Consider the following 20,524-nt stretch of genomic DNA (forward strand, 5'->3'; position numbering starts at 1 on the left):
GGAGAGACGACAATGTCTGAAGTCAGAGTTGCAGTGCTTGGCGCCTCGGGCTGGATGGGAAAGGTCCACACGATGGCCTATCAGGCCTTTCCCCATTTCTTCGGAGTGTCGGACGGAACGGCACGGATCGTCGCTCTCGTCGAAGGCCCCTCGACGGCAGCCGAGGATCTCGCCCACAGGGCGCCGGGTGCAAAGATTCTTCAGGATTGGAAACTGGCGGTCGCTGATCCTGATGTCGATCTGATCGATATCTGCCTGCCTGATCATCTTCACTACGAGGTGGCCAAGGCCGCGCTGCTGGCCGGCAAACATGTCTATTGCGAGAAGCCATTGGCAAACACCGCTGCCGAAGCGCGGGAACTGGCCGACATCGCCAGGGAAAAGGGTGTGATTACCCGTGTCGGACACGCCTTTCCCCGAAACCCCGTCCATGATCTGGCGAAAGACATCATTCAATCCGACGAAATCGGCGACATCAAGCTGTTCCGCGGCTGCCAGCATGTCGACATGTATGGCGATCCCTACGCCCCCTTCATGTGGCGGGCCGATGGAGAGCTGGCGCCGACCGGGATCGTCGGTGACACCGGCTCGCACATCTTCAGCTTCATGGATTTCCTGGTCGGCCGCGTCAGCTCGTTGATCGCCGACAACCTCATCGTCACGCCGCGCCGGCCCGTCGTCGGGGGCCTTGCCTATGGCGAGCAGGTGAAACTGACAGGCGATGAGTCCTGGGCAGACATTACCAATCCTGACGCCACGAACCTGCTTTGCCGGTTCGAAAACGGCGCCGGCGGGATCGTCGATTTCAGCCGTGTCGCGACCGGCCGCAAGTTCATGCAGACCTACGAAATCTACGGAACGAAAGGCAGCATCGCCTATAGCTATGACGAGATAAACCGGCTGCGCTTCTATTCCAACGACGACCGGACGGGTCGGCGCGGCTTCCGGGAGATCGATGTAGGGCCCGAGAACCCGACCTTTCGGGCTTTTCTTCCGCTGCCGAATTTCGGCTTGGGCTACAATGAAAGCAAGATCATCGAAGCGGCCGAGGTGATCCGCTCGATCGTTGCCAACAGGCCGATGTGGCCGACATTCGAGACCGGCCACCACATCTGCCAGATCGTCGACGCATGCATGCAGTCTTCCCGCGAGAGGCGTTGGGTCGACATCCCGCTGGCTGAACGCCAATGACCATAGACGTTCCGCAGGAAATTCTTGACGCACTGACCGATGTCGACATGCCGCGGCTGCCGCCCGAGGCCGCCTCTTGGGAAATGGTCCCGCTCGCCGGCATCGAGGTGCCGGTCTATCGCGCCGGTTGCGTCGTCGTCGGATCGGGTGCTGCAGGTCTGCGGGCGGCGGTGGAATTGAAGCGGCGCGGCGATGACGTCGTCATCGTCAGCCAAAGCGCCTGGGGTGGAACTTCGGCCTGTTCGGGATCCGACAAGCAGACCCTGCACACGGCAAACACCGCCGATCAGGGTGACAGTTACAAGGCGATGGCCCGCGCCATCCGCAGCGGCGGCGCGATGGACGAGGACACGGCTTACGTCGAGGCCGTCGGCTCGTCCCGGATGATGGCGTCGCTGCAGTTTTTAGGCCTGCCGCTGCCTCAGGATCCGCTTGGTGGGACGCTGAGATACCAGACCGATCACGATGAGGTCGGCCGCGCCACCAGCTGCGGCCCGCGCACCTCGCGCCTGATGGTCAAGGTGCTGGCCGAGGAGGCGATCCGGCTGGGCGTGCCGTTCTACAACCAGACCACGGCGGTCAAGATCCTCACTGTGGGTGAGGGGGTTGGCCGTCATGTTGTTGGCATACTTGTCATGCGCGCCGGCGACCGTACGGAGCAGAATCCGCTGGGTATCGCGCTGTTCGTCAGCGGCGTGATCGTCCTCGCGGCCGGCGGGCCGGGCGAACTCTATCGCGACAGCGTTTATCCCAACGGCTGCTTCGGCTGTCTTGGATTGGCGCTGGAAGCCGGCGTCGAGCTGGTGAACCTCACCGAAAGCCAGTTCGGCATCGGAACGCGCCGGGAAGGCTTCCCATGGAACCTGTCTGGCACCTATGTCCAGGCAATCCCGCATATCTACTCGCTCGATAGCAAAGGCGTGGAGCATCACTTCCTGGGAGAATATTACCGCAGCACTCAGGAGCTGGCATCGAACGTCTTCCGTAAAGGCTATCAATGGCCCTTTCATGCGACGCGCATGCTCGAATTCGGCTCAAGCCTGGTGGATCTCGCCATATCGAGCGAAACCGCCGCCGGGCGGCGCGTCTTTATGGATTTCAATCGCAATCCGCTGCCGGTGCCGGGCGACCTGCCGTTCAGTCTGGAAAGGCTTGATGAAGACGTCGGCGTCTATCTCGGCAAGGCCGGTGCCGGCCAGGATAGGCCGATCGATCGTTTGAAGCATATGAACCCGCTCGCGATCGAGCTCTACCGCCGCTATAAGATCGATATTGCCGAAGAGCCGCTGGAATTTGCGGTCAACAACCAGCACATGAACGGCGGCATCATGGTCGACACCTGGGGTCGCAGCAATCTCGGCGGCTGTTACGCGGTCGGGGAGTCAGCGGGCACTCACGGAGTGACGAGACCGGGTGGAGCGGCGCTGAACGCCGGGCAGGTCTTCGGCACCCGCGCGGCCGAGCACATCAGCGCGAGCGGCAGGGCCAAGCGGACGGCCACAGAGGATATAACCGGTACGGCAGAGGCAGGCATTATTGACGTCCTTGCCGCCCTTCGCACCGCGAGCCCACTCACCGTCAAATCGATCCGCTCGGAGGTGCAGGCACGAATGAGCGAGAAGGCCGGCATCCTCTGCGATCAGCAGAGCGTCGCCCAAGCCTTGAACGAGGCGCGGCAGCTGAATGCTGACATTCGCGCTCGCGGGGTCGCCTACGGTCGCGCAGCCGAGGCGGTCCGAGGCGTGCAATGGCGGCATATGGCGCTCGCCTCGGAAGCCGTGCTCAGCGCGCTCGACTTCTTCATTCGCAATGGCGGCGGCAGCCGTGGGGCACGCGCCATATGCGATGCCGAGGGCGGATCCTTGCCGCTGGCGAGCGCAGGTCCGTTGGAGGAATATCGTTTCCGGAGAGAACGCGAAGCAGATCGGGACAAGCAGATCGTCGTTCGCCTCGAAGGTGATGAGATCAGGCTGTCGACGCGGGCAAACCGCACGTTCGATGAAAGCGCCAGGTCCTTCTTCGAGCGGGATTGGCCGGCTTGGCTGACGGGCCGCATCTATGATCTCGCCGACGACTGAGGCGGCCACGCGCGGGGTGCAGGTCTGCCGATCAATCGGGGTTCGGAACCGGGGGCGGAACCCGGACGCGCTCGGTATCGTCGGACCCTTCGGCGATGGCTTCCTCGCTTCTCTGCACCCGCCTTGGCGGGTCCTTTCCTTCGACCGGCTTGGGCGACAACTGGTCGTCGGCCTGGATTTCGTCGGTGTTCAGGTAGTTTTTGCTCTCGTTCATTGCGGTCAGCTCCCTTTACAAGAAAACTCCCGGCGATATGGCCGGGTTCCCCCGCTCCTCTGCGGACCGCGCCCGAGCACCGCGGCTCATAGATTGGTCTGAGCTTCGGGAACGTCGAGTTCGATCATGACGGGGGCATGGTCGCTCGTGTGCTCCCAGCCTCGCGGCTTTCTCCGAACGGTTGCCGATCGAAGCCATGGCGCGATGGCTGGACTGAGCAGGACGTGGTCGATCCGCAGCCCCGCATCACGTTCGAAGCTGTTCCGCCAGTATTTCCAGAAAGTGTAGACGCGCTCTCCCGGATGCAGATGTCTGACGGCGTCGGTCCAGCCCTGGGCGACGAGATCAGTATAGGCCGCGCGGACCTCCGGCCTGAAGAGCGCATCGTCCAGCCAGCGCTCCGGTTTGTAGACGTCGATCTCCGTCGGCATGACGTTGAAGTCACCGGCCAGGATCGCAGGCACCTCGAGTTCGAGGAGTTCGGCGGCGTAGCCGTGCAGCCGCCGGAACCAGCTAAGCTTGTAGTCGAACTTGACACTCGGGAACGGATTGCCGTTCGGCAGATATAGGCATCCGATGACGATACCGTCGATGACGGCTTCGATATACCGGCGATGGGTGTCATGAGGATCGCCGGGAAGACCGCGCCGCGTCAGGATCGGAGTCTTGCCCCTCGCCAGGATGGCGACCCCGTTCCAGGATCTCTGTCCGTGCCAGACGGCGCCGTAGCCGGCCCGTTCGATCTCCTTTCGCGGAAACCCGGCATCGTCGGTCTTCAGTTCCTGGAGGCAGGCCACATCGGGAGCGTCCTCCTTCAGCCAGCGCAACAGAATGGCCAACCGCCCATTGATCCCATTGACGTTGTAGGTCGCGATTTTCACTGCAATCCCGGACGTCGAGGCTGGCTCCTCAACGCTTCGCACCGAAGACGAAGGCGATGCCGGCGACGATCGCGACTGATGTCAGCGGCTGCCGGCGTATGCGATCCTCGATCTCGTGGACGAAGCTGCGCGCTTCCGCCTTTGCCAGGCGGGCTGTTCCGGAAGCCAGTTCCGAAGCCGACTCCGCGATCCGGCCAGCGTCCTTCTGAAGTGCGCGCATGTCCTTGCGATCGCCATCGAATCCTTCGGAGGAGCCGGTAGTTTCGCCGGTCGAGCGCAGGGCTCGATCGACGAACGGAAACTCTTCGTCCAGCTTGGTTGGGTCGGGCTCCCGCTTCACCCGCTCAGCCGCCTCGACGTCGCTGCGGCCGGCAGGAATTGAGGTGTGGGTGGCCGACACCGGGTCAGAGGCGGGAAAGGTATCCTCGATTGCTTGAGTGAGATCGCTTCTTCGCCCCTGCTTCCGCTGCTCTGCCTGCTCTTTCCGCATGGACTGAACTGCGGGGGATTCGTTCGGGTTTGCCATTGGGGTTTCCTCTCGTTGCTCTTGGACAATCAAATCGGCGACAAGGAAAGAAGTTCCAGAAAAATGCGTCATCGCTCCATGCGGCGCTGTGCAATCCGGCGCTCGCGATGACATCGTTTGCGCTTTGCTGGCGCATCCACCCCGGCAATCGGTAGCCGGACCAAAGTCCTGTCTTTGCTAGTACCTAGGTCCCGTTGCATTCTGCCTACTAAACAGCGAAAATTGTCACGCGCCTCTATTGCATAGGTAACGGCGAAAAACGGACGGACGAGGCTACGGCATGACTCTCTCGAAACGCGATTTTCTGAGACTGGGCGGCAGCGCGGCCGTCGCCGTCTTCGCTGCCGCATCACCGGTGACATTGAACCTCGACGGCCCTCTTCCTGTTCTGGCGGCAGGATGCGCGTTGGCAAAGGACGGCAATAACGGGAATGGAAATGGTGGCGGCAACGGTAATGGAAACGGCAATGGGGGAGGGAGTGGCAACGGCAATGGTGGCGGGAACGGCGGGGGGAACGGCGGCGGGAACGGCAATGGTGGCGGGAATGGCAACGGTGGCGGCGGCGGCAGTAACGGTTCAGGAAATGGGAACTCCAGCAGCAGCACCGGATCCTCTTCCGCTTCCACAGGGTCGACACAAGGGTCGGGGGCAAGAGCAACCGAAGCTTCCGATGGCTCGATCGACGTCCGGCACGCGAACGGCATTACCGAAACCCTGCGCAGTGGCCGCTACGTCATGAAGGACGGAAAAGGCAGGACGATCATAAGCCGGCAAGCGACGGCAAACGATGCCCGCCGGTTAAGCCGCTACCTTCGCTAAAACATGAGCCGCAAAGTCAGTGGTGCGGACGATGTTCTGCCCCACTGCCTGTCGCCCGGAAGGGTGCCGCAGTTCCGGGAACACGACAGTCATAAAATCAAAGAGTTTTTAGCGCCGTTCGCGCCATTGGAGAGCCGCTTCAGTCCTGTTCGAGACGCCGAGCTTGCTTAAAATCTGGGTCATATGGTGCTTCACGGTTTTTTCCTGCAGGTTGAGACGCAAACCGATATGCTTGTTTGACAAGCCTTGCGAGACCAGATCCATCACCTCGCGTTCCCGGGGCGTCAGACTGTTTTTTTCGGACGCGCCGCCCTGCAGCGAACTCTCCATGACCTTCGTCGACATCGTCGGCGAGATATAGCGTGATCCGCTCAGCACTGTTTGGATGGCTTCCGCGAGACCACGCGAGCCGACACCTTTGAGAACATAGCCCATCGCGCCCTGTTGCAAAGCGGCCAGCAGCGTGTCCACCTCCTCGGACACCGTCAACATCAGCACTTTCGTTGTCGGGCTGCGCGTCAACACGTTGCCGATCGCCGACAGGCCGCCGCCGGGCATCGAGACATCGAGGAGCATGATGTCCGGGCGGCTGGTCGAAGCGATCATTCCCGCATCGTCGCTGCTCGCGCCTTCGCCAACGACGGCAAAGCCTGTGATTTCCGACAGGCTGCGCGTTACGCCTTCGCGAAAAAGCGGGTGGTCGTCAACGACGCCGATGGTGATGGATGTCATCTCTAATCTCCCACTTCCATAGGCTCGAATGTCATGGTCACCGTCGTCCCTCCTTCGCCTGTCTTGACGTCAAAGGATCCTCCCAAGCTGTCGATGCGTTCGCGAAGCCCCACCAAGCCGAGGCTTGTCGGCCCCACCTCGCTCAGGTCGAAGCCATCGCCGCGGTCGCTGACCTCGACATGAACGTGACCATTGTGCGAGACGGCTCTTACCGCCTGCTGAATACCCCCACCATGACGATAGGCGTTGTTCAAGGCTTCCTGAACGAAACGGTAAATGCAGATCTTTACGGCAGGAGCGAGTTCAGGTCCATCATCGTCGATAACAGTTTCGACACGGGTTTCGGTCTTGTGCTGATGCGCTTCGACCACCCGTGTGACGATCTCGGTGATCGAGGACTTCTCGATCTGCGGGAGCACCAGTCCGCTGCAGATATTGCGGATCTCGGTCATCGCCTCGGCAAGGCTCGAGCGTATCCAGGCAAGCTCCTTTTCGCGCGTTTCGGGTTGGGTCGACGCGTTGATCAAGAGGTCGCTGTCCAGGCGCAGAGAGGCATAGGCGATGTGCTGGGCCGGACCGTCGTGCAGATCGGCGCCGATGCTGCGCAGATATGTTTCGTTCAGCGCCGCTGCTCGCTGTGAGGCGCGCTGCAGCCGCCGCTGAAGCCCGCGGTTTTCCGAAAGCAGCGCAGACAGCTCGTTGACCCGCTCTTTGAGATCCCTGCGTTGCGCTTCTATTGTGCGGCTAACCCGAAACACCAGGACGGAGAGAATAAGGAAAAAGATTGCCGTGAGAGCGGCGACGGCGGCCCAGCTGCGCAGCCTGGCATGGGCCAGACTGTCGCTCAATCCTTCCGCCGTCTCGTAGAATTCGATGACGGCGACCGCCTGTCCGGACCATGGCTGGAGCACCGGGTTGTATATTTCCATCAGCGGCTTGCCGAGTGCACGCTCCTCGCTGCTTTCCGGATCGCTGGCGATCTCGTAGCGCGCGACCAGCGACCCCGCGAATGCGCTACGGAGCTTGTCGTTGACCGCAAACGTCCTGCCCACCAGCCCCTTCTCATTCGAATAGAGGATGGTGCCGTCGCTTCGCCACAACTTGAACGAAACAAGACGCCTGCCGAGCGCGCCCTGACCGAGCGTTTCGTCCAGAGCCTGAGCGCTGCCTTCGTCCAGCAATGACGCCTTTTGCATGTCGGGAAGCAGCGGCGCGACCACGCTGTCCACATAGAGCGCCGTCGCCGCGCCGGAATTGTGGATGACCGCCTCCTCTATGAGGTGGGTAACGAGAATGCCTACCAGAAACATGGCGGCGATTGATATGAGCCCACCCGCGATGAAGAATTGGGAGGCGAGTGAGCGGGCATTCCAGCGGCGAAGCCAATTCATTTTGATACCGGTAAGAGCCTTGCCGAGTAACCTATCGCTTCCTCGAATTTTTTCCAGACAGTATCCCAGACAGCATCAGGGTACATCCCTCGTATCGAAGATTTCAGCGCCTCTTATGCTTTTGGTCAATTGGAGCGTATCGCCCGACATGGCTGCGCCGAAGACGTACAAAAGGGCGGCAAGAACGACGACAAGGGCGATGACGGACACATTGCAAGCGTCATTCACTCGGGATCTGTTGCTCTGGGTCATATCAGGATCTCCTTCGTCCCTTGAAACGGCACGGTCCTGTGCACGTTCCACTCTCGGGACTTCGGTCCGACGAGTCTGGGACCTAGGTCCGACCCCCGTAGACGTCGGCGGATTCAGTCATATTTCAGGACTGAATGGCCCGGGGCTTTGGAGATTTGCACGTGACAATTTCTGCCGACGTCAAAGACAGTGCCCAGGCGGCATTTGCCAGTTCTCCATTTGATGCCAGTTCTTCATTTGACGAAGCTGTCGCCGGTCTTTACCAGGCCCTTCTCGTGCCGATCCTCTTCGAGCCCTATGCGGCGGAGATGGCGATCCTCGCCGACCGATCGAAACCTGGCAGTGTTCTTGAGGTTGCGGCGGGGACGGGTGCCTTGACGCGTGCTCTGCGCGCGACGCTTGATCCGCCGACGGAGATCGTTGCTACCGATCTCAGCCAGGCGATGATCGACGTCGGTGCGCCATCGGTGACGATGTCGCGGACTCATTGGATGCACGCCGATGCACAAAATCTCCCATTCGCGCCCGAGATGTTCGATCTCGTCATCTGCCAGTTCGGCGCAATGTTCTTTCCTGATAAGGTGAAAGCCTATGGAGAGGCTGAAAGAGTGTTGCGCAGCAAAGGCCGTTTTCTGTTCTCGACGTGGGATTCAATCGAGGCCAACGACTTTGCACGATGTGTGGACGACTGTCTGGCGAGCCTCTTCCCGTCGGATCCCCCGGATTTTCTGAGGCGCTTGCCATATTCCTACTTCGACCCCGGCCCGATCAAGGCGCAAATGTCTTCGGCGGGATTTAAGGCGGTGACCTGCGATCGGCTCGAATTGACATCGGTCGCGGCCAGCGCGCACGACGTCGCAGCCGCGTTTTGCCAGGGAACGCTGCTCCGCGGAGAGATCGAATGGCGGGCGCCGGAGCGCATGTCCGAGATCGTCGACGCGGTGGCCGAGCGACTGGAAGCGCGGCATGGAGCTTGTCCCAGCGGCAGCATGAGCGCACTGGTGGTTGCCGGCCGCGCTGCGTAATCGGCTTCGGCGAGGCTGGTGGGCCAAACACCGGGTTCCTTCAAATGAAATGGTGAGAAAGGTCTGCCCGGCGAGCTATGACGGCTCGCCGGCCTTCTGCTCGTTCGCGTGAGAAGGTTCGTGGATCGCACGGATGACGTGCTGCTCGATTTCGAAACAGGTCTTGTCATATTCCCGCACAATGTTCGCATTGACCCGTCGCCTTTGAACAGCGTCGCGCACCTCGAGGGCCATCTGATAGGCCTCGAAGAGCTCGAGCTGCCACGGGCCGCGCGCTTCCATGATCAGCGGCAGACGCATCGCCAGGCGCCTGCGGCCAGCTTCCCGGCGATTGGATCTTGCCATCACATTCAGCCTCCTGCCTGTGCCCCTCGATGACGCGGCCTTCCGATCCTGAAATAGCGGCGGCAACGGACATTGAAATGCGTTTAGGACCAAAGGCTGGGATCCATCGGACTGAGGTCCGGGGCGTGGAACGACCGCGCCTCCACCTAGTTGGTTTGGCAGCGGTCACCAAGGCCGCTCCAACAGAAGGAGGAAAACAATGCTCTCCAAACTTATCGTAGCTGCGGCAACCGCCGTGACTCTGATGTCGGGCGCCGCATTCGCCCAGTCATCGACTGTCAACGGTGCGGCCGGTGGCGCGGTCACCGGGGCAATCGTCGGCGGTCCCGTCGGAGCTGCCGTCGGCGGCGTTGCCGGTGCAATCGTCGGCACCGCGATCGATCCGCCGCCGCAAAAGGTCGTCACCTATGTCCGCGAGGCTCCGGCACCGTCGACCCGGGTGGTCGTGAAGGAAAAGATTGTCGTCGGCCAGCCGCTTCCGGAGACGGTCGTCGTCACGCCTATTCCCGATGATCCGACTTATGCCTATGCGGTGGTCAATGATCAACGTATCATCGTCGAACCGTCGTCACGCAAGGTGATCCAGGTCATCAAGTGACCTGACCTCCACGCGGCCCTGCCGCGTCTTTCTTCCCCAGATCATCGTACAGAGTCTGATAACCGCCGCACGACGGCCGGCAGTGTCGTCGTGCGGCCAAAGCAGAGAGATTATTATGAAAACCAAGACATTTACCGTCCTGATGACAGCACTCTCGATCGGCGTTTCACCGGTCGGCATCATCTCCGCCTCGGCGCAGGATGCGCCGATCCTTCCCAAGAAAGGTGCTGCCCAAAGCGGCCAGTCCAGCGGCGGTGCGACGACCCAGCAGCCGGATGCGAGCGGTGCCGCCTCGGGTGGCGCGGGAGCCTCGACCGGTCAGGGCACGCAGCAGCCTTCGGGTTCCGACGACAGCGCGTCGGGCGCATCCTCCGGAACCGCCACGGAGGGATCTTCCGGGCAGACGGCACCCGAGCCAGGCGCCAAGACGCCGTCCGGCTCTGACAGCTCGAAGACATCCAAGCCGGGACAAACCTCGACGGAAAGCCAGAAGCCTGGCGGCAGCCAGGACACCGGCACATCGACCGGCGAGACTGAAAAATCCGGCGCCGCCGCCAAGTCCTCCGGCGGTTCGACCGAAACCCAGTCGAACAGCAAGACCAACGTCGAAACCAACAACACATCGGTCGACAGCAACACGAAAAACACCACGAAGACCGAGACGAACACCACGACCAACGTGAACATCTCCGTCGAGCAGCAGACGGAAATCCGCAGCGTCGTGAAGGAAGTTCATGTCGAGCCGGTTCGGGAAGCGGACTTCACGGTCTCGGTCGGCACGACCATCCCGAAGAAGATCCGGCTCGAGCCGCTGCCGCCGCGCATCATCAAGATCGTACCGCAGTACAAGGCCTACCGCTTCTTCATTCTCGCGGACGGCCGGATCGTCATCGTCGATCCTTCCGCCTTCACGATCGTCTACATCATTTCGGCATGACAGCCGGCGCCCTCGGCGGCCTCCGCCACCGAGGGCGAGGAGAGGAAACATGATCTATTCAGAAGAGAAATCCGCTGGTCTGGCGATGCCTCTGATCGCCATCCTGCTGGCCATCGCCGGCATTCTCGCCATGCTCGTTGTGACCGGCGGCCGGGATAGCCACGCTGCCGGCCGCGTCTGGGTTCCGCAGGCTCAACAGCAGGGGGCGGGAAAATGAACGCGCTCGCATCCGTCGCCTTCGGCATTGTCAGCTCGGTCGGGGCCTGTATCGCCGCCGCATCGGTTGCCTCCCACGTCGTGGCGGATCCCAAATCTCATGCCTTCCACGATCTTGCAGAGCCCGATCTCTGGACGACGAATCCGGTGAAAGTCGACCATCAGCGGCAGGGTTATGAACGAATTGCGCCTCTCTATTCCAGCTATGTCACCGAGGCGCCGGCCATCACGACGGCAAGCATGACGGCCGGGGCGAAGCCGGCGTATACCGGCCCGTCAACCGCACGTCAGACACCGCAGCCGAAATTTTCGACCGAGCATCTTGCCTGGTGCGCGCAGCGCTATCGCTCCTTCGATCCTGCGGCCAACAGCTATCGATCCTTTAGCGGCGAGATCCGCACCTGCTCTTCGCCGTATCAGCAGACTGTCGCCGAGGCCGATGGGAGCGTCGGCGTGAAAGTGAATGCACAGGCGGCGACCTGGTGCGCTGCTCGTTACCGGTCGTATCGACCGGAAGACAATAGCTATCAGCCATGGGACGGGCCGCGGCGCACCTGCGAAGCACCGGTTATCATCGCCACGAATAATTGATCGTAGCCGGTGTTTGCCAACGCGCTGAGTTGCAGTCAGACCAAAGTCCGTATTACAAACGCTGCGGTTGTGATATTCGGTTTCGTTGGGTCGGAGAGCAGGGATGGCGACGACGCTGATAACGGAAATTCAACGGGCGCAGACAAGGCTCCGGTTCTTGAGCCGGGCCGAGCGCGGAGCCCTGATCATTCGGATCCTCCGCGAGCTGAAGACGCATCGACAGGAGGCTCTCGGCAATGTGCCGGCCGACCGTTGCGTTTGGATCGACAGGCTTATCGCATCCGTTTCCTCGACGATTTCGGAAATCGCCAACATGCAGGACGTTGAATTCAATCGTGTCCTGACCGAATTCGAAAAGCTTATGGCGACGCTCCAGGACATCTCGCATGCGGAAAAGTTGCCGAAGACTATCCACTGAGGAGAGATCGCCCGCGATCTTATCGGGGCTGCGGCCTCGGCGTCGTCTGATCCGTGCACCGAATGCCTCAGCGGAAACCGTTCCCGTCGCGAGAGCGTTCTCTTTCCATGACCGAAACGAAATCCCGCGCTGACCATGACGAGGCGCCCGCCGAAGATGACCCGAAGCCCGGCGCCGACATTGCCTTCCCTTACGACAGGATGACCGTCGAACAGTTCCGCAAGCGCTTTCCCCGTGCCCGCTGGAACGATGTCCGCAAGGCCTGGTTCGTTCCCGGGCGGACGGCGTCTCGCCGCATCGGGCGATGGCTTGCCGAGCTGGAGGCCGAGGCCGACGCCCATGCGGATGCGAAGGGACGCGACGCTTTCACCTTCGATCCGATCGATAGTCCATACCTTGAACTCGGTAAGGCAGGCTTTCGCATCCGCACGCCCTATTCAAAAACCGTCGTCGACGAACTGCGCGAAGTGCCATTCTCACGCTGGGACGGCGATCTCAGGATTTGGCACGTTCCCTTCCGATCCTATGAGGACCTCAGACGTCGATGGCCTGAAATCGAAGCGGCTGCCCGCAGAAACGAGCCGGAGGAGAGACGGCGGCGGGCCGAGGAGCGGAAAGGGACCGAGCAGGAGATCCGCAGCCGGCTCCGCTCTGCGGAACGAAAGCGCCATCGTTACCCGCTTCCAAGCGACGATTTGCCGCCGATCGGCCGGCCGGTGGCCGTCGCCTATGGAATTGTCGTCCTTACTGAAATATCCGGCGAACTGGTCGATCCGGACGTTGTTGCCGACTTCTATCCGGGCGCGACCGAAGATCACGTCTGGGGACATTGGCGGGTGCCGACGCTTGAAGAACTCGTCCGCACTTGGCCTGCGAAGATGCCTCCGGCTGAGGACGCCGAGTGGTGGCTGCCGACGATCGAGGAACTCAGACCCGCCCGTCGGACGGCAAGATCGCGCGAAGCCAGGAGGCGCGCCAAGACGTCGTGACCGCGGCACTCTTGCTCAGTGGAACAAGTTGCGCGGCTGGCCATTTGTTGTCCATGAAAACACCACTGCCGATGTCGCTGCTCGCCCTGGCCATCTCCGTTGGCGGTGCCGCCGCGCGGGAGCTCCGATCCGAAGCCATCAATGGTGCTTCGATTGCCGCTCTTGGGGCGGAGATGCCTTCATCCACAGATCCAGACCCCGCGATCGTCCGCCTTCAGGTCCTGCTCGACCGCGCCGGCGCGTCTCCCGGCGTGATCGATGGCCTCTCCGGCGAGAACGTCAATAAGGCGGTGGCCGGTTTCGAGGCCATGAACAAGCTTCCTGTTGATGGCAGGGTGGATCCGGAAGTCGTCTCCCGCCTGGAAGGCAATGCCCCGATCGTCGAGAGCTATGTCGTTTCGGCAGAGGACGCCAAGGGTCTCGTCGACAGGATCCCTGAAGATTATGGCGAGAAGGCAAAGATGCAGAGCTTGGGATATACCAGCGTTGCGGAAAAACTATCGGAGCGCTTCCACATGGGTATCGATCTTGTGAACGCGCTCAACCCGGCTTCGCAGTTTGCTCCTGGCGATACGGTGTGGGTCGTGAAACCCGGCGTTCCGAGGGAGGGAAAGGTCAAGAGGATCGAGGCCGACAAGCAGATGGGACAGGTGCTCGCCTATGCCGACAACGGATCGCTGCTTGCGGTCTATCCCGCGACGATCGGAAGCGAAGACAATCCGGCGCCGTCGGGAAAACACAAGGTCAAGGGCGTCGCGCGAATGCCGGTCTACCGGTATGACCCGAAGCGCAATTTCAAGCAGGGAAAGAACAACAAGGTTCTGACGATCCCGAAAGGGCCGAACGGCCCGGTCGGCACGGTCTGGATCGACCTGACCGAACCGACTTATGGAATCCATGGGACACCGGAGCCGAAGTTCATCGACAAGGTTGGATCGCACGGTTGCGTGCGGCTGACGAACTGGGATGCCGAAGAACTGGCCGGCATGGTCAAGCCCGGCGTCCTGGTGGACTTCGTCAACCGAAGTGCGGCCACGCCGAAGTGAGGGTTCGGCGTCGCCGCTTTATCACCAGCGGTTCACGACGCTTTGGCCTCGAAAGCGGGGGCGAAATCACCGAGCGATTTTGCCTTGAGGATCGTGCTCTCGATATCCTGCTCCACGATCGCTTCGAGATCGGCGAAGCTGTCGATGACGTAATAGATCGGCTGGAGGATGTCGATGCGGTAGGGGGTTCTGAGCACGCTCAGCAAATCGAACGGCCGGAATTCGCACGCCTTGCCTTCCATCGCCGCTTTCGCTTCGCTGGGTGACGAGACGATGCCGGCGCCGAAGCAGCGGCGGCCTTGCGGTGTGTTGATCAGGCCGAATTCGACGGTGAACCAGAATATCCGGAACAGGTGCCAGGAATAGCCCTTGCCGAGGCGGACGGCGGTTTCGCCGAAATGCCTGACGAAATTGGCATAGCTCTGGTTGGTGAGCATGGGGCAGTGACCGAAGACCTCGTGGAACAGATCCGGCTCTTCGATATAGTCGATATGCTCGCGGCGGCGCAGGAAGGTGGCGAGCGGGAATTTGCCTTGCGACAGAAGTTCATAAAAGCGCGAGGGCGGAATGAGCGCCGGCACGCCTTCGACGCCGAAGCCGGTGGTCTCGTTCAGGCGTCTGTTCACATCGATCAGCTGAGGTACCTTGTCCGGCCTGAGCCCCAGCATGTCGACGCCGTCGAGATATTCGCGGCAGGCCGTATCGGCCAGGATCATCATCTGACGCCGGTAGAGTTCGCCCCAGATCGCATCTTCATCAGGGGTGTAGTCGTAGAGACCGTCCGGTCCGGGCAGTTTGGCGGTGTAGCTGCTTTCCTTGGTCATTTGCTGATCCTCCCAGGCACGGCGCTATTCCTGTCATTATGATCCAGGTTTGAAGGATTTTCTTTTCTTTCGTGCTGGCTATCGCCATACTGTTGGCAAGTCTTCCCGAAAGTGACGCTAAAAATGAAAGAACCTGGGAACTTCCGCCGTACCCTTCTGAAGCTCGTCCAGGCCGACGGCAGTCTGTCGCTGGCAGACCTGGCGGAAAGGGCCGGCATGTCGCAGAGTTCGGCCTGGCGGAAGATCCAGGAACTGGAAGCCGACGGCGTCATCCGCAAGCGGGTGACGCTGCTCGATCCGGGAAAACTCGATCTCAAGCTCTGCGTGATCGCCCATGTGACGCTGGAGGATCACCACGAAGAGGCGGTTGCCTCTTTCGCGTCCGTTGTGCTGGCTCAGCCGGAGATCATGGAGTGTTACGCCCTGTCAGGCGCCTTCGATTACATGCTGAAGATCAGGGTGAGGGACGTGGAAAGCTACGAGGCCTTCATGACCCGCTACCTCATGCGCAATCCGCATGTGCGCACGGTCGTCTCGAGCTTCGTGCTGCGCGAGCTGAAATTCTCGACCGAACTACCGCTCTGACCCTTGCCGCCAAACGAGGCGGCGGTATCACCGCGTGCTGTCGCCATGCCAGCTGCCCGGCATGTGCACCGGAAAGCCTTCGAATGTCTTCAGTGTGTCGAGCACGATCGACGTCTTCACATGCTGCACCGACTCGTGCGGCAACAGAACGTCGTTGACGAATTTCGAGAGATCGGCGAGCCCACGGGTCGCCACCTTCAGGTGATAATCCATTTCACCGGTGAGCGCATAGGCTTCGAGAACTTCCGGCAGTCCGTTGATCAGCTGCGAAAACCGGCGGGCATTGTCGCGGTTGTGGGTGGCAAGCGTCACCGAAATGACCACCAGCATATCGAGGCCCAGCTTCTGCTGATCGAGATAGGCGCGGTAGCTGCGAATATATCCCTCGGCCTCCAATCTCGTCCGCCGGCGCGAGCATTGCGACGGTGAAAGCGCGATCCGCTCGCCCAGCTCATTGTTCGTCAACCGCCCATCTTTTTGAAGTTCCTGGAGCAGGCGCAAATCCAATTTATCGAGCTGTTCATCCATTGCGCAAAATCTCAAAAATACTCACGAACCGTGCATAATATCTTCCTGTAGCATGAAGAATGCAAGAACTTTGCACGCGTTTTGGGCCACACTTTGCATCAATCAAGGTTCAATCCCCAGGAGGAGAAAATGGGCCCTTTTCCGCATGATGCGCCGCCTTCGGAAATCACCGCCGACAACCCGGCCGGCACCGACGGTTTTGAATTCGTCGAATTCGCCCATCCCGAGCCGGAGAAGCTCCGCGAGCTCTTCACACGCATGGGCTACGTCGCGGTCGCCAGGCACAAGACGAAAGACATCACCGTCTGGCGCCAGGGCGATATCAACTATGTCCTCAACGCCGAATCCGGCAGCCATGCGGCGCGTTTCGTCGCAGAACATGGCCCCTGCGCCCCGTCGATGGCGTGGCGCGTCGTCGACGCCCGGCACGCCTTCGATCACGCGGTTTCGAAAGGTGCCATTCCCTATGATGGCGACGACAAGATGCTCGACGTGCCGGCGATTGTCGGCATCGGCGGTTCGCTGCTTTATTTCGTCGAGACCTATGGCGCGAAGGGATCGGCTTACGATGCCGAGTTCGATTGGCTCGGCGAGCGCAACCCGCATCCTCAGGGGATCGGTTTCTATTACCTCGACCATCTCACCCACAATGTCTTCCGCGGCAACATGGACAAGTGGTGGGATTTTTACCGCAACCTGTTCAATTTCAAGCAGATCCACTTCTTCGATATTGATGGCCGCATCACCGGCCTGGTCAGCCGCGCCATCACCTCACCCTGCGGCAAGATCCGCATTCCGCTGAATGAATCGAAGGACGATACCAGCCAGATCGAGGAATATCTGAAGAAGTATCGGGGCGAGGGCATCCAGCACATCGCCGTTGGAACGGAGGACATCTACGACGCCACCGACCGGCTGGCCGACAATGGCCTGCGCTTCATGCCGGGGCCGCCGGAGACCTATTACGACATGTCCTATGAACGGGTGAACGGCCATAGCGAACCGATCGACCGCATGAAGAAACACGGCATCCTCATCGACGGCGAAGGCGTGGTGAATGGCGGCATGACGAAAATTCTGCTGCAGATTTTCTCCAAAACCGTCATCGGTCCGATCTTCTTCGAATTCATCCAGCGCAAGGGCGACGAGGGTTTCGGCGAAGGCAACTTCCGTGCTCTGTTCGAGTCGATCGAGGCCGATCAGATCAAGCGTGGTGTCATCGGCACGGCAGCGGAGTAAACTCCGGAGCGCTCTGGAGTTCTCGGGGAGAGGAGTTGAGCATGGACCAGACATCGATCCAGACGTCGGACGGTGAAGCCGCGACGGCAAACACGCTGAAATATATGCCGGGCTTCGGCAACGACTTCGAAACCGAGTCGCTGCCCGGCGCCTTGCCGCAGGGCCAGAACAGCCCGCAGAAATGCAATTACGGTCTCTATGCCGAGCAGCTTTCCGGCTCGCCCTTCACCGCGCCGCGCGGCACGAATGAACGGTCCTGGCTGTATCGCATTCGCCCGAGCGTGCGCCACACAAGCCGCTTCTCCAACGCCTCCTATCCGCTCTGGAAAACCGCGCCTTGCCTGGACGAGCATTCGCTGCCGCTCGGCCAGCTTCGCTGGGACCCCATCCCTGCACCCGCGGAGAGACTGACCTTTCTCGAGGGAGTGCGGACCATCACGACGGCAGGCGATGCCACCACCCAGGTCGGCATGTCGGCCCATGCCTACCTCTTCAACGAAGACATGGTCGACGACTACTTCTTCAATGCCGATGGTGAACTGCTGATCGTGCCGCAGCTCGGCGCCATCAGAGTGTTCACCGAAATGGGCATCATGGATGTCGAGCCGCTGGAAATTTGCCTCATCCCCCGCGGCATGATGTTCAAGATTTTGACGAGTGGCGAGCAGACGGTCTGGCGCGGCTATATCTGCGAGAACTACGGCGCCAAATTCACCCTGCCGGATCGCGGCCCGATCGGCGCCAACTGCCTGGCAAACCCGCGCGACTTCAAGACACCGGTCGCCGCTTTCGAGGATAAGGAAAGGCCTTGCCGCGTCCATGTGAAGTGGTGCGGAAAATTCTATGTCACTGACATCGGCCACTCGCCGCTCGATGTGGTCGCCTGGCATGGCAATTACGCCCCCTACAAATACGACTTGCGGACGTTTTCGCCTGTGGGCGCCATCAGCTTCGACCATCCCGATCCGTCGATTTTCTCGGTGCTGACCGCGCCCACCGAAGATGCCGGCACGGCCAATGTCGACTTCGTGATCTTTCCGCCGCGCTGGCTGGTCGCCGAGCACACCTTCCGTCCGCCGTGGTACCACCGCAACATCATGAGCGAATTCATGGGCCTGATCCACGGCCAGTATGACGCCAAGGAGGAGGGCTTCGTGCCGGGCGGCATGAGCCTGCACAACATGATGCTTCCCCACGGGCCGGATGCGCTGGCCTTCGAAAAGGCATCCAATACCGACCTCAAACCGGTGAAGCTCGATCACACCATGGCCTTCATGTTCGAGACCCGATACCCGCAGCAGCTGACGAAATACGCAGCCGAGCTCGAGGGGCTGCAGGACAATTACCTCGAATGCTGGGACGGTCTCGAACGCAAGTTCGACGGAACCCCCGGCATCAAATGACGTATCAAGCGAAGACATCCTACGGCACGGGAATTCGGATATGAAACTTGCGACGTTGAAGGACTCCACCCGGGACGGCCGGCTGGTCGTCGTTTCCCGCGACCTGACCCGCTGTTCCGAGGTCGGCCACATCGCCCGCACCCTGCAGGCAGCGCTTGATGACTGGGCGCATGTGGCGCCGAGGCTTGCATTGATTGCCGAAGGCATCGAGACCGGAGCCCAGCCGACGATCCGCTTTCACGAACATGACTCTACGTCACCGTTGCCGCGAGCCTACCAATGGGCCGATGGTTCCGCTTACGTCAACCACGTCCAACTGGTGCGCAAGGCGCGCGGCGCCGAGATGCCGGCGAGCTTCTGGACCGATCCGCTGATCTATCAAGGCGGCTCGGACGCTTTCCTCGCGCCGCGCGATCCCATCCTGGCGGCGGACGAGGCCTTTGGCATCGACATGGAGGGTGAGGTCGCCGTCATAACAGGCGACGTGGCCATGGGTTCCAGCCCGGAGGCCGCGCGCAGCGCCATCCGGCTGCTGATGCTCGTCAACGACGTGTCGCTGCGCGGCCTGATCCCGGACGAGTTGGCGAAGGGATTTGGTTTCTTCCAGTCCAAGCCGGCCTCGGCATTTTCCCCGGTCGCGGTGACGCCGGACGAGCTCGGGGATGCCTGGGATGGCGGCAAGCTGCATCTGCCGCTGCTGGTGAGCTTGAACGGCACGGCATTCGGCAAGGCCAACGCCGGCATCGACATGACATTCGATTTCGGCGAGCTGATCGCCCATGCCGCCAAAACCCGCCATCTCCTGGCCGGAACGATCATCGGCTCCGGCACTGTTTCCAACAAGCGCGACGGCGGCCCCGGCAAGCCGGTGGAAGGGGGAGGAGACGGCTACTCCTGCATTGCTGAACTCCGGATGATCGAGGCGATCGAGACCGGATCGCCGAAAACGCCTTTCATGAAATTCGGTGATCGGGTGCGCATCGAGATGAAGGATCAAGCCGGCCATTCGATTTTCGGGGCGATCGAGCAGACGGTCGAAAAATACGAAGGAGCCGACCTGCGATGAATGAGGTGGTTCTCTACGACTACTGGCGATCATCGGCGAGCTACCGCGTCCGTATCGCGCTCAATCTCCTGGGCGTCAACTATAAGGCGGTCCCGATCAACCTGTTGGAGGGCGCGCACAGGAAGCCGGACTATCTCGCGCTCAACCCGCAGGGGCTCGTGCCGACGCTGGTAATCGATGGGAAAACACTGACGCAGTCGTTGGCGATCATCGAATATCTCGCCGAAACCAGGCCGGAATGCGGATTGCTGCCATCCGACATTGCCGATCGCCAGCAAGTGCGGGCGCTTGCATATGCGGTTGCCATGGACATCCATCCGATCTGCAACATGCATGTCGTTACCCACCTCATGACCATCACCGACAAGGTCGACGCCCGCGAGGAATGGATGAAGCATTTCATCGCCGACGGACTGCGCAAACTGGAAGCCATGATCGGCGAATTTGATGGAGCGTTCAGCTTTGGCGACAGGCCGACGATGGCGGATCTCTGTCTGGTTCCACAGGTCTACAACGCCCGCCGCTGGGGATTAAATATGACCGCTTTCAGGCGCATCGCCGATATCGACACCAGATGCGCCGACATAGCCGCTTTCCAGGCGGCGCATCCTGACCGGGTGAAACCGTAG

The 20,524-nt window shown here is 60.9% G+C and carries 25 protein-coding genes; 16 read left to right on the forward strand and 9 right to left on the reverse strand.

Translation table 11 applies throughout. The annotated features are described in order from the left end of the window. Positions 1-12: 12 nt before the first annotated feature. Both PO860_RS06895 and PO860_RS06900 read left to right on the forward strand, forming a co-directional pair. Positions 13-1,191: a Gfo/Idh/MocA family protein gene (locus PO860_RS06895; protein ID WP_272784391.1), complete on the forward strand. Its 1,179-nt coding sequence runs from the start codon at positions 13-15 to the stop codon at positions 1,189-1,191. Continuing rightward, the gene (locus PO860_RS06900; RefSeq protein ID WP_273885238.1) at positions 1,188-3,269 is read left to right on the forward strand and encodes an FAD-dependent oxidoreductase; all 2,082 of its coding nucleotides are present in this window, start codon (positions 1,188-1,190) and stop codon (positions 3,267-3,269) included. Before PO860_RS06895 ends, PO860_RS06900 begins: the two co-directional genes overlap by 4 nt. A gap of 31 nt (positions 3,270-3,300) precedes the next feature. On the opposite strand, the gene PO860_RS06905 is transcribed toward PO860_RS06900, so the two are convergent. From PO860_RS06905 to PO860_RS06915, 3 genes are all read right to left on the reverse strand, one after another. After that, entirely contained in the window at positions 3,301-3,483 is a 183-nt protein-coding gene (locus PO860_RS06905) for a hypothetical protein (RefSeq protein WP_183607659.1), read from the reverse strand. An 86-nt stretch (positions 3,484-3,569) separates the two neighbouring features. Next, positions 3,570-4,364: an exodeoxyribonuclease III gene (gene xth / locus PO860_RS06910; RefSeq protein ID WP_273885239.1), complete on the reverse strand. Its 795-nt coding sequence runs from the start codon at positions 4,362-4,364 to the stop codon at positions 3,570-3,572. 28 nt (positions 4,365-4,392) lie between these two features. Continuing rightward, entirely contained in the window at positions 4,393-4,890 is a 498-nt protein-coding gene (locus PO860_RS06915; protein ID WP_273885309.1) for a hypothetical protein, read from the reverse strand. Between the two features lie 280 nt (positions 4,891-5,170). Here PO860_RS06915 and PO860_RS06920 point away from each other — a divergent pair, with 280 nt between their 5' ends. After that, positions 5,171-5,710: a hypothetical protein gene (locus tag PO860_RS06920; protein ID WP_272784395.1), complete on the forward strand. Its 540-nt coding sequence runs from the start codon at positions 5,171-5,173 to the stop codon at positions 5,708-5,710. Between the two features lie 108 nt (positions 5,711-5,818). Here the strand turns inward: PO860_RS06920 and PO860_RS06925 are convergent, their stop codons facing one another. The 3 genes from PO860_RS06925 to PO860_RS06935 all read right to left on the reverse strand — a co-directional run bounded on the left by PO860_RS06925 (position 5,819) and on the right by PO860_RS06935 (position 8,085). Beyond that, entirely contained in the window at positions 5,819-6,442 is a 624-nt protein-coding gene (locus PO860_RS06925) for a response regulator (RefSeq protein WP_272784396.1), read from the reverse strand. 2 nt (positions 6,443-6,444) lie between these two features. Then, complete coding sequence (locus PO860_RS06930; RefSeq protein ID WP_272784397.1) at positions 6,445-7,833, reverse strand: sensor histidine kinase; 1,389 nt, start codon at positions 7,831-7,833, stop codon at positions 6,445-6,447. Positions 7,834-7,908: 75 nt separating this feature from the next. After that, complete coding sequence (locus tag PO860_RS06935; protein ID WP_272784398.1) at positions 7,909-8,085, reverse strand: hypothetical protein; 177 nt, start codon at positions 8,083-8,085, stop codon at positions 7,909-7,911. A 134-nt stretch (positions 8,086-8,219) separates the two neighbouring features. Between PO860_RS06935 and PO860_RS06940 the strand changes: the two genes are divergently transcribed. Next, positions 8,220-9,110 (forward strand): class I SAM-dependent methyltransferase, encoded by an 891-nt coding sequence (locus tag PO860_RS06940; protein ID WP_273885241.1) that lies wholly within the window; start codon positions 8,220-8,222, stop codon positions 9,108-9,110. A 75-nt stretch (positions 9,111-9,185) separates the two neighbouring features. On the opposite strand, the gene PO860_RS06945 is transcribed toward PO860_RS06940, so the two are convergent. Then, positions 9,186-9,455 (reverse strand): hypothetical protein, encoded by a 270-nt coding sequence (locus PO860_RS06945; RefSeq protein WP_273881964.1) that lies wholly within the window; start codon positions 9,453-9,455, stop codon positions 9,186-9,188. Between the two features lie 199 nt (positions 9,456-9,654). On the opposite strand from PO860_RS06945, the gene PO860_RS06950 reads away from it, so the two are divergent. The 7 genes from PO860_RS06950 to PO860_RS06980 all read left to right on the forward strand — a co-directional run bounded on the left by PO860_RS06950 (position 9,655) and on the right by PO860_RS06980 (position 14,250). Then, positions 9,655-10,053 carry a DUF1236 domain-containing protein gene (locus PO860_RS06950; protein WP_273881963.1) on the forward strand — a complete coding sequence of 133 codons (399 nt, stop codon included), beginning with the start codon at positions 9,655-9,657 and terminating at the stop codon, positions 10,051-10,053. 115 nt (positions 10,054-10,168) lie between these two features. Then, positions 10,169-10,990 (forward strand): DUF1236 domain-containing protein, encoded by an 822-nt coding sequence (locus tag PO860_RS06955; RefSeq protein ID WP_272784400.1) that lies wholly within the window; start codon positions 10,169-10,171, stop codon positions 10,988-10,990. A 49-nt stretch (positions 10,991-11,039) separates the two neighbouring features. Further along, positions 11,040-11,207: a hypothetical protein gene (locus PO860_RS06960; protein WP_183607649.1), complete on the forward strand. Its 168-nt coding sequence runs from the start codon at positions 11,040-11,042 to the stop codon at positions 11,205-11,207. After that, positions 11,204-11,797: a BA14K family protein gene (locus PO860_RS06965; protein ID WP_272784401.1), complete on the forward strand. Its 594-nt coding sequence runs from the start codon at positions 11,204-11,206 to the stop codon at positions 11,795-11,797. Before PO860_RS06960 ends, PO860_RS06965 begins: the two co-directional genes overlap by 4 nt. 103 nt (positions 11,798-11,900) lie before the next feature. Next, positions 11,901-12,215, forward strand: coding sequence for a hypothetical protein (locus PO860_RS06970; protein ID WP_273881962.1), 315 nt, complete (start codon positions 11,901-11,903; stop codon positions 12,213-12,215). A 107-nt stretch (positions 12,216-12,322) separates the two neighbouring features. After that, entirely contained in the window at positions 12,323-13,204 is an 882-nt protein-coding gene (locus PO860_RS06975) for a hypothetical protein (RefSeq protein ID WP_273881961.1), read from the forward strand. Between the two features lie 44 nt (positions 13,205-13,248). Next, entirely contained in the window at positions 13,249-14,250 is a 1,002-nt protein-coding gene (locus PO860_RS06980) for a L,D-transpeptidase family protein (protein ID WP_273885242.1), read from the forward strand. Between the two features lie 32 nt (positions 14,251-14,282). On the opposite strand, the gene PO860_RS06985 is transcribed toward PO860_RS06980, so the two are convergent. Then, positions 14,283-15,074: a phenylalanine 4-monooxygenase gene (locus tag PO860_RS06985; RefSeq protein WP_273881959.1), complete on the reverse strand. Its 792-nt coding sequence runs from the start codon at positions 15,072-15,074 to the stop codon at positions 14,283-14,285. Between the two features lie 123 nt (positions 15,075-15,197). Here PO860_RS06985 and PO860_RS06990 point away from each other — a divergent pair, with 123 nt between their 5' ends. Further along, positions 15,198-15,659 carry an Lrp/AsnC family transcriptional regulator gene (locus tag PO860_RS06990; protein ID WP_272784405.1) on the forward strand — a complete coding sequence of 154 codons (462 nt, stop codon included), beginning with the start codon at positions 15,198-15,200 and terminating at the stop codon, positions 15,657-15,659. 27 nt (positions 15,660-15,686) lie between these two features. On the opposite strand, the gene PO860_RS06995 is transcribed toward PO860_RS06990, so the two are convergent. Beyond that, positions 15,687-16,187 carry an Lrp/AsnC family transcriptional regulator gene (locus PO860_RS06995; protein ID WP_097622179.1) on the reverse strand — a complete coding sequence of 167 codons (501 nt, stop codon included), beginning with the start codon at positions 16,185-16,187 and terminating at the stop codon, positions 15,687-15,689. 129 nt (positions 16,188-16,316) lie between these two features. On the opposite strand from PO860_RS06995, the gene hppD reads away from it, so the two are divergent. From hppD to maiA, 4 genes are read left to right on the forward strand one after another with little or no spacing between them, the layout of a single operon-like run. After that, positions 16,317-17,426, forward strand: a complete 1,110-nt coding sequence (gene hppD / locus PO860_RS07000) for a 4-hydroxyphenylpyruvate dioxygenase (RefSeq protein ID WP_183607644.1) — start codon at positions 16,317-16,319, stop codon at positions 17,424-17,426. A gap of 41 nt (positions 17,427-17,467) precedes the next feature. Then, entirely contained in the window at positions 17,468-18,829 is a 1,362-nt protein-coding gene (gene hmgA, locus PO860_RS07005) for a homogentisate 1,2-dioxygenase (protein WP_272784406.1), read from the forward strand. A gap of 40 nt (positions 18,830-18,869) precedes the next feature. Further along, entirely contained in the window at positions 18,870-19,895 is a 1,026-nt protein-coding gene (locus PO860_RS07010) for a fumarylacetoacetate hydrolase family protein (protein ID WP_273885243.1), read from the forward strand. Further along, entirely contained in the window at positions 19,892-20,524 is a 633-nt protein-coding gene (gene maiA, locus PO860_RS07015; protein ID WP_273885244.1) for a maleylacetoacetate isomerase, read from the forward strand. Before PO860_RS07010 ends, maiA begins: the two co-directional genes overlap by 4 nt.

The organism is Rhizobium binxianense (assembly GCF_028994275.1).
GTDB classification, from domain to species: domain Bacteria; phylum Pseudomonadota; class Alphaproteobacteria; order Rhizobiales; family Rhizobiaceae; genus Rhizobium; species Rhizobium binxianense.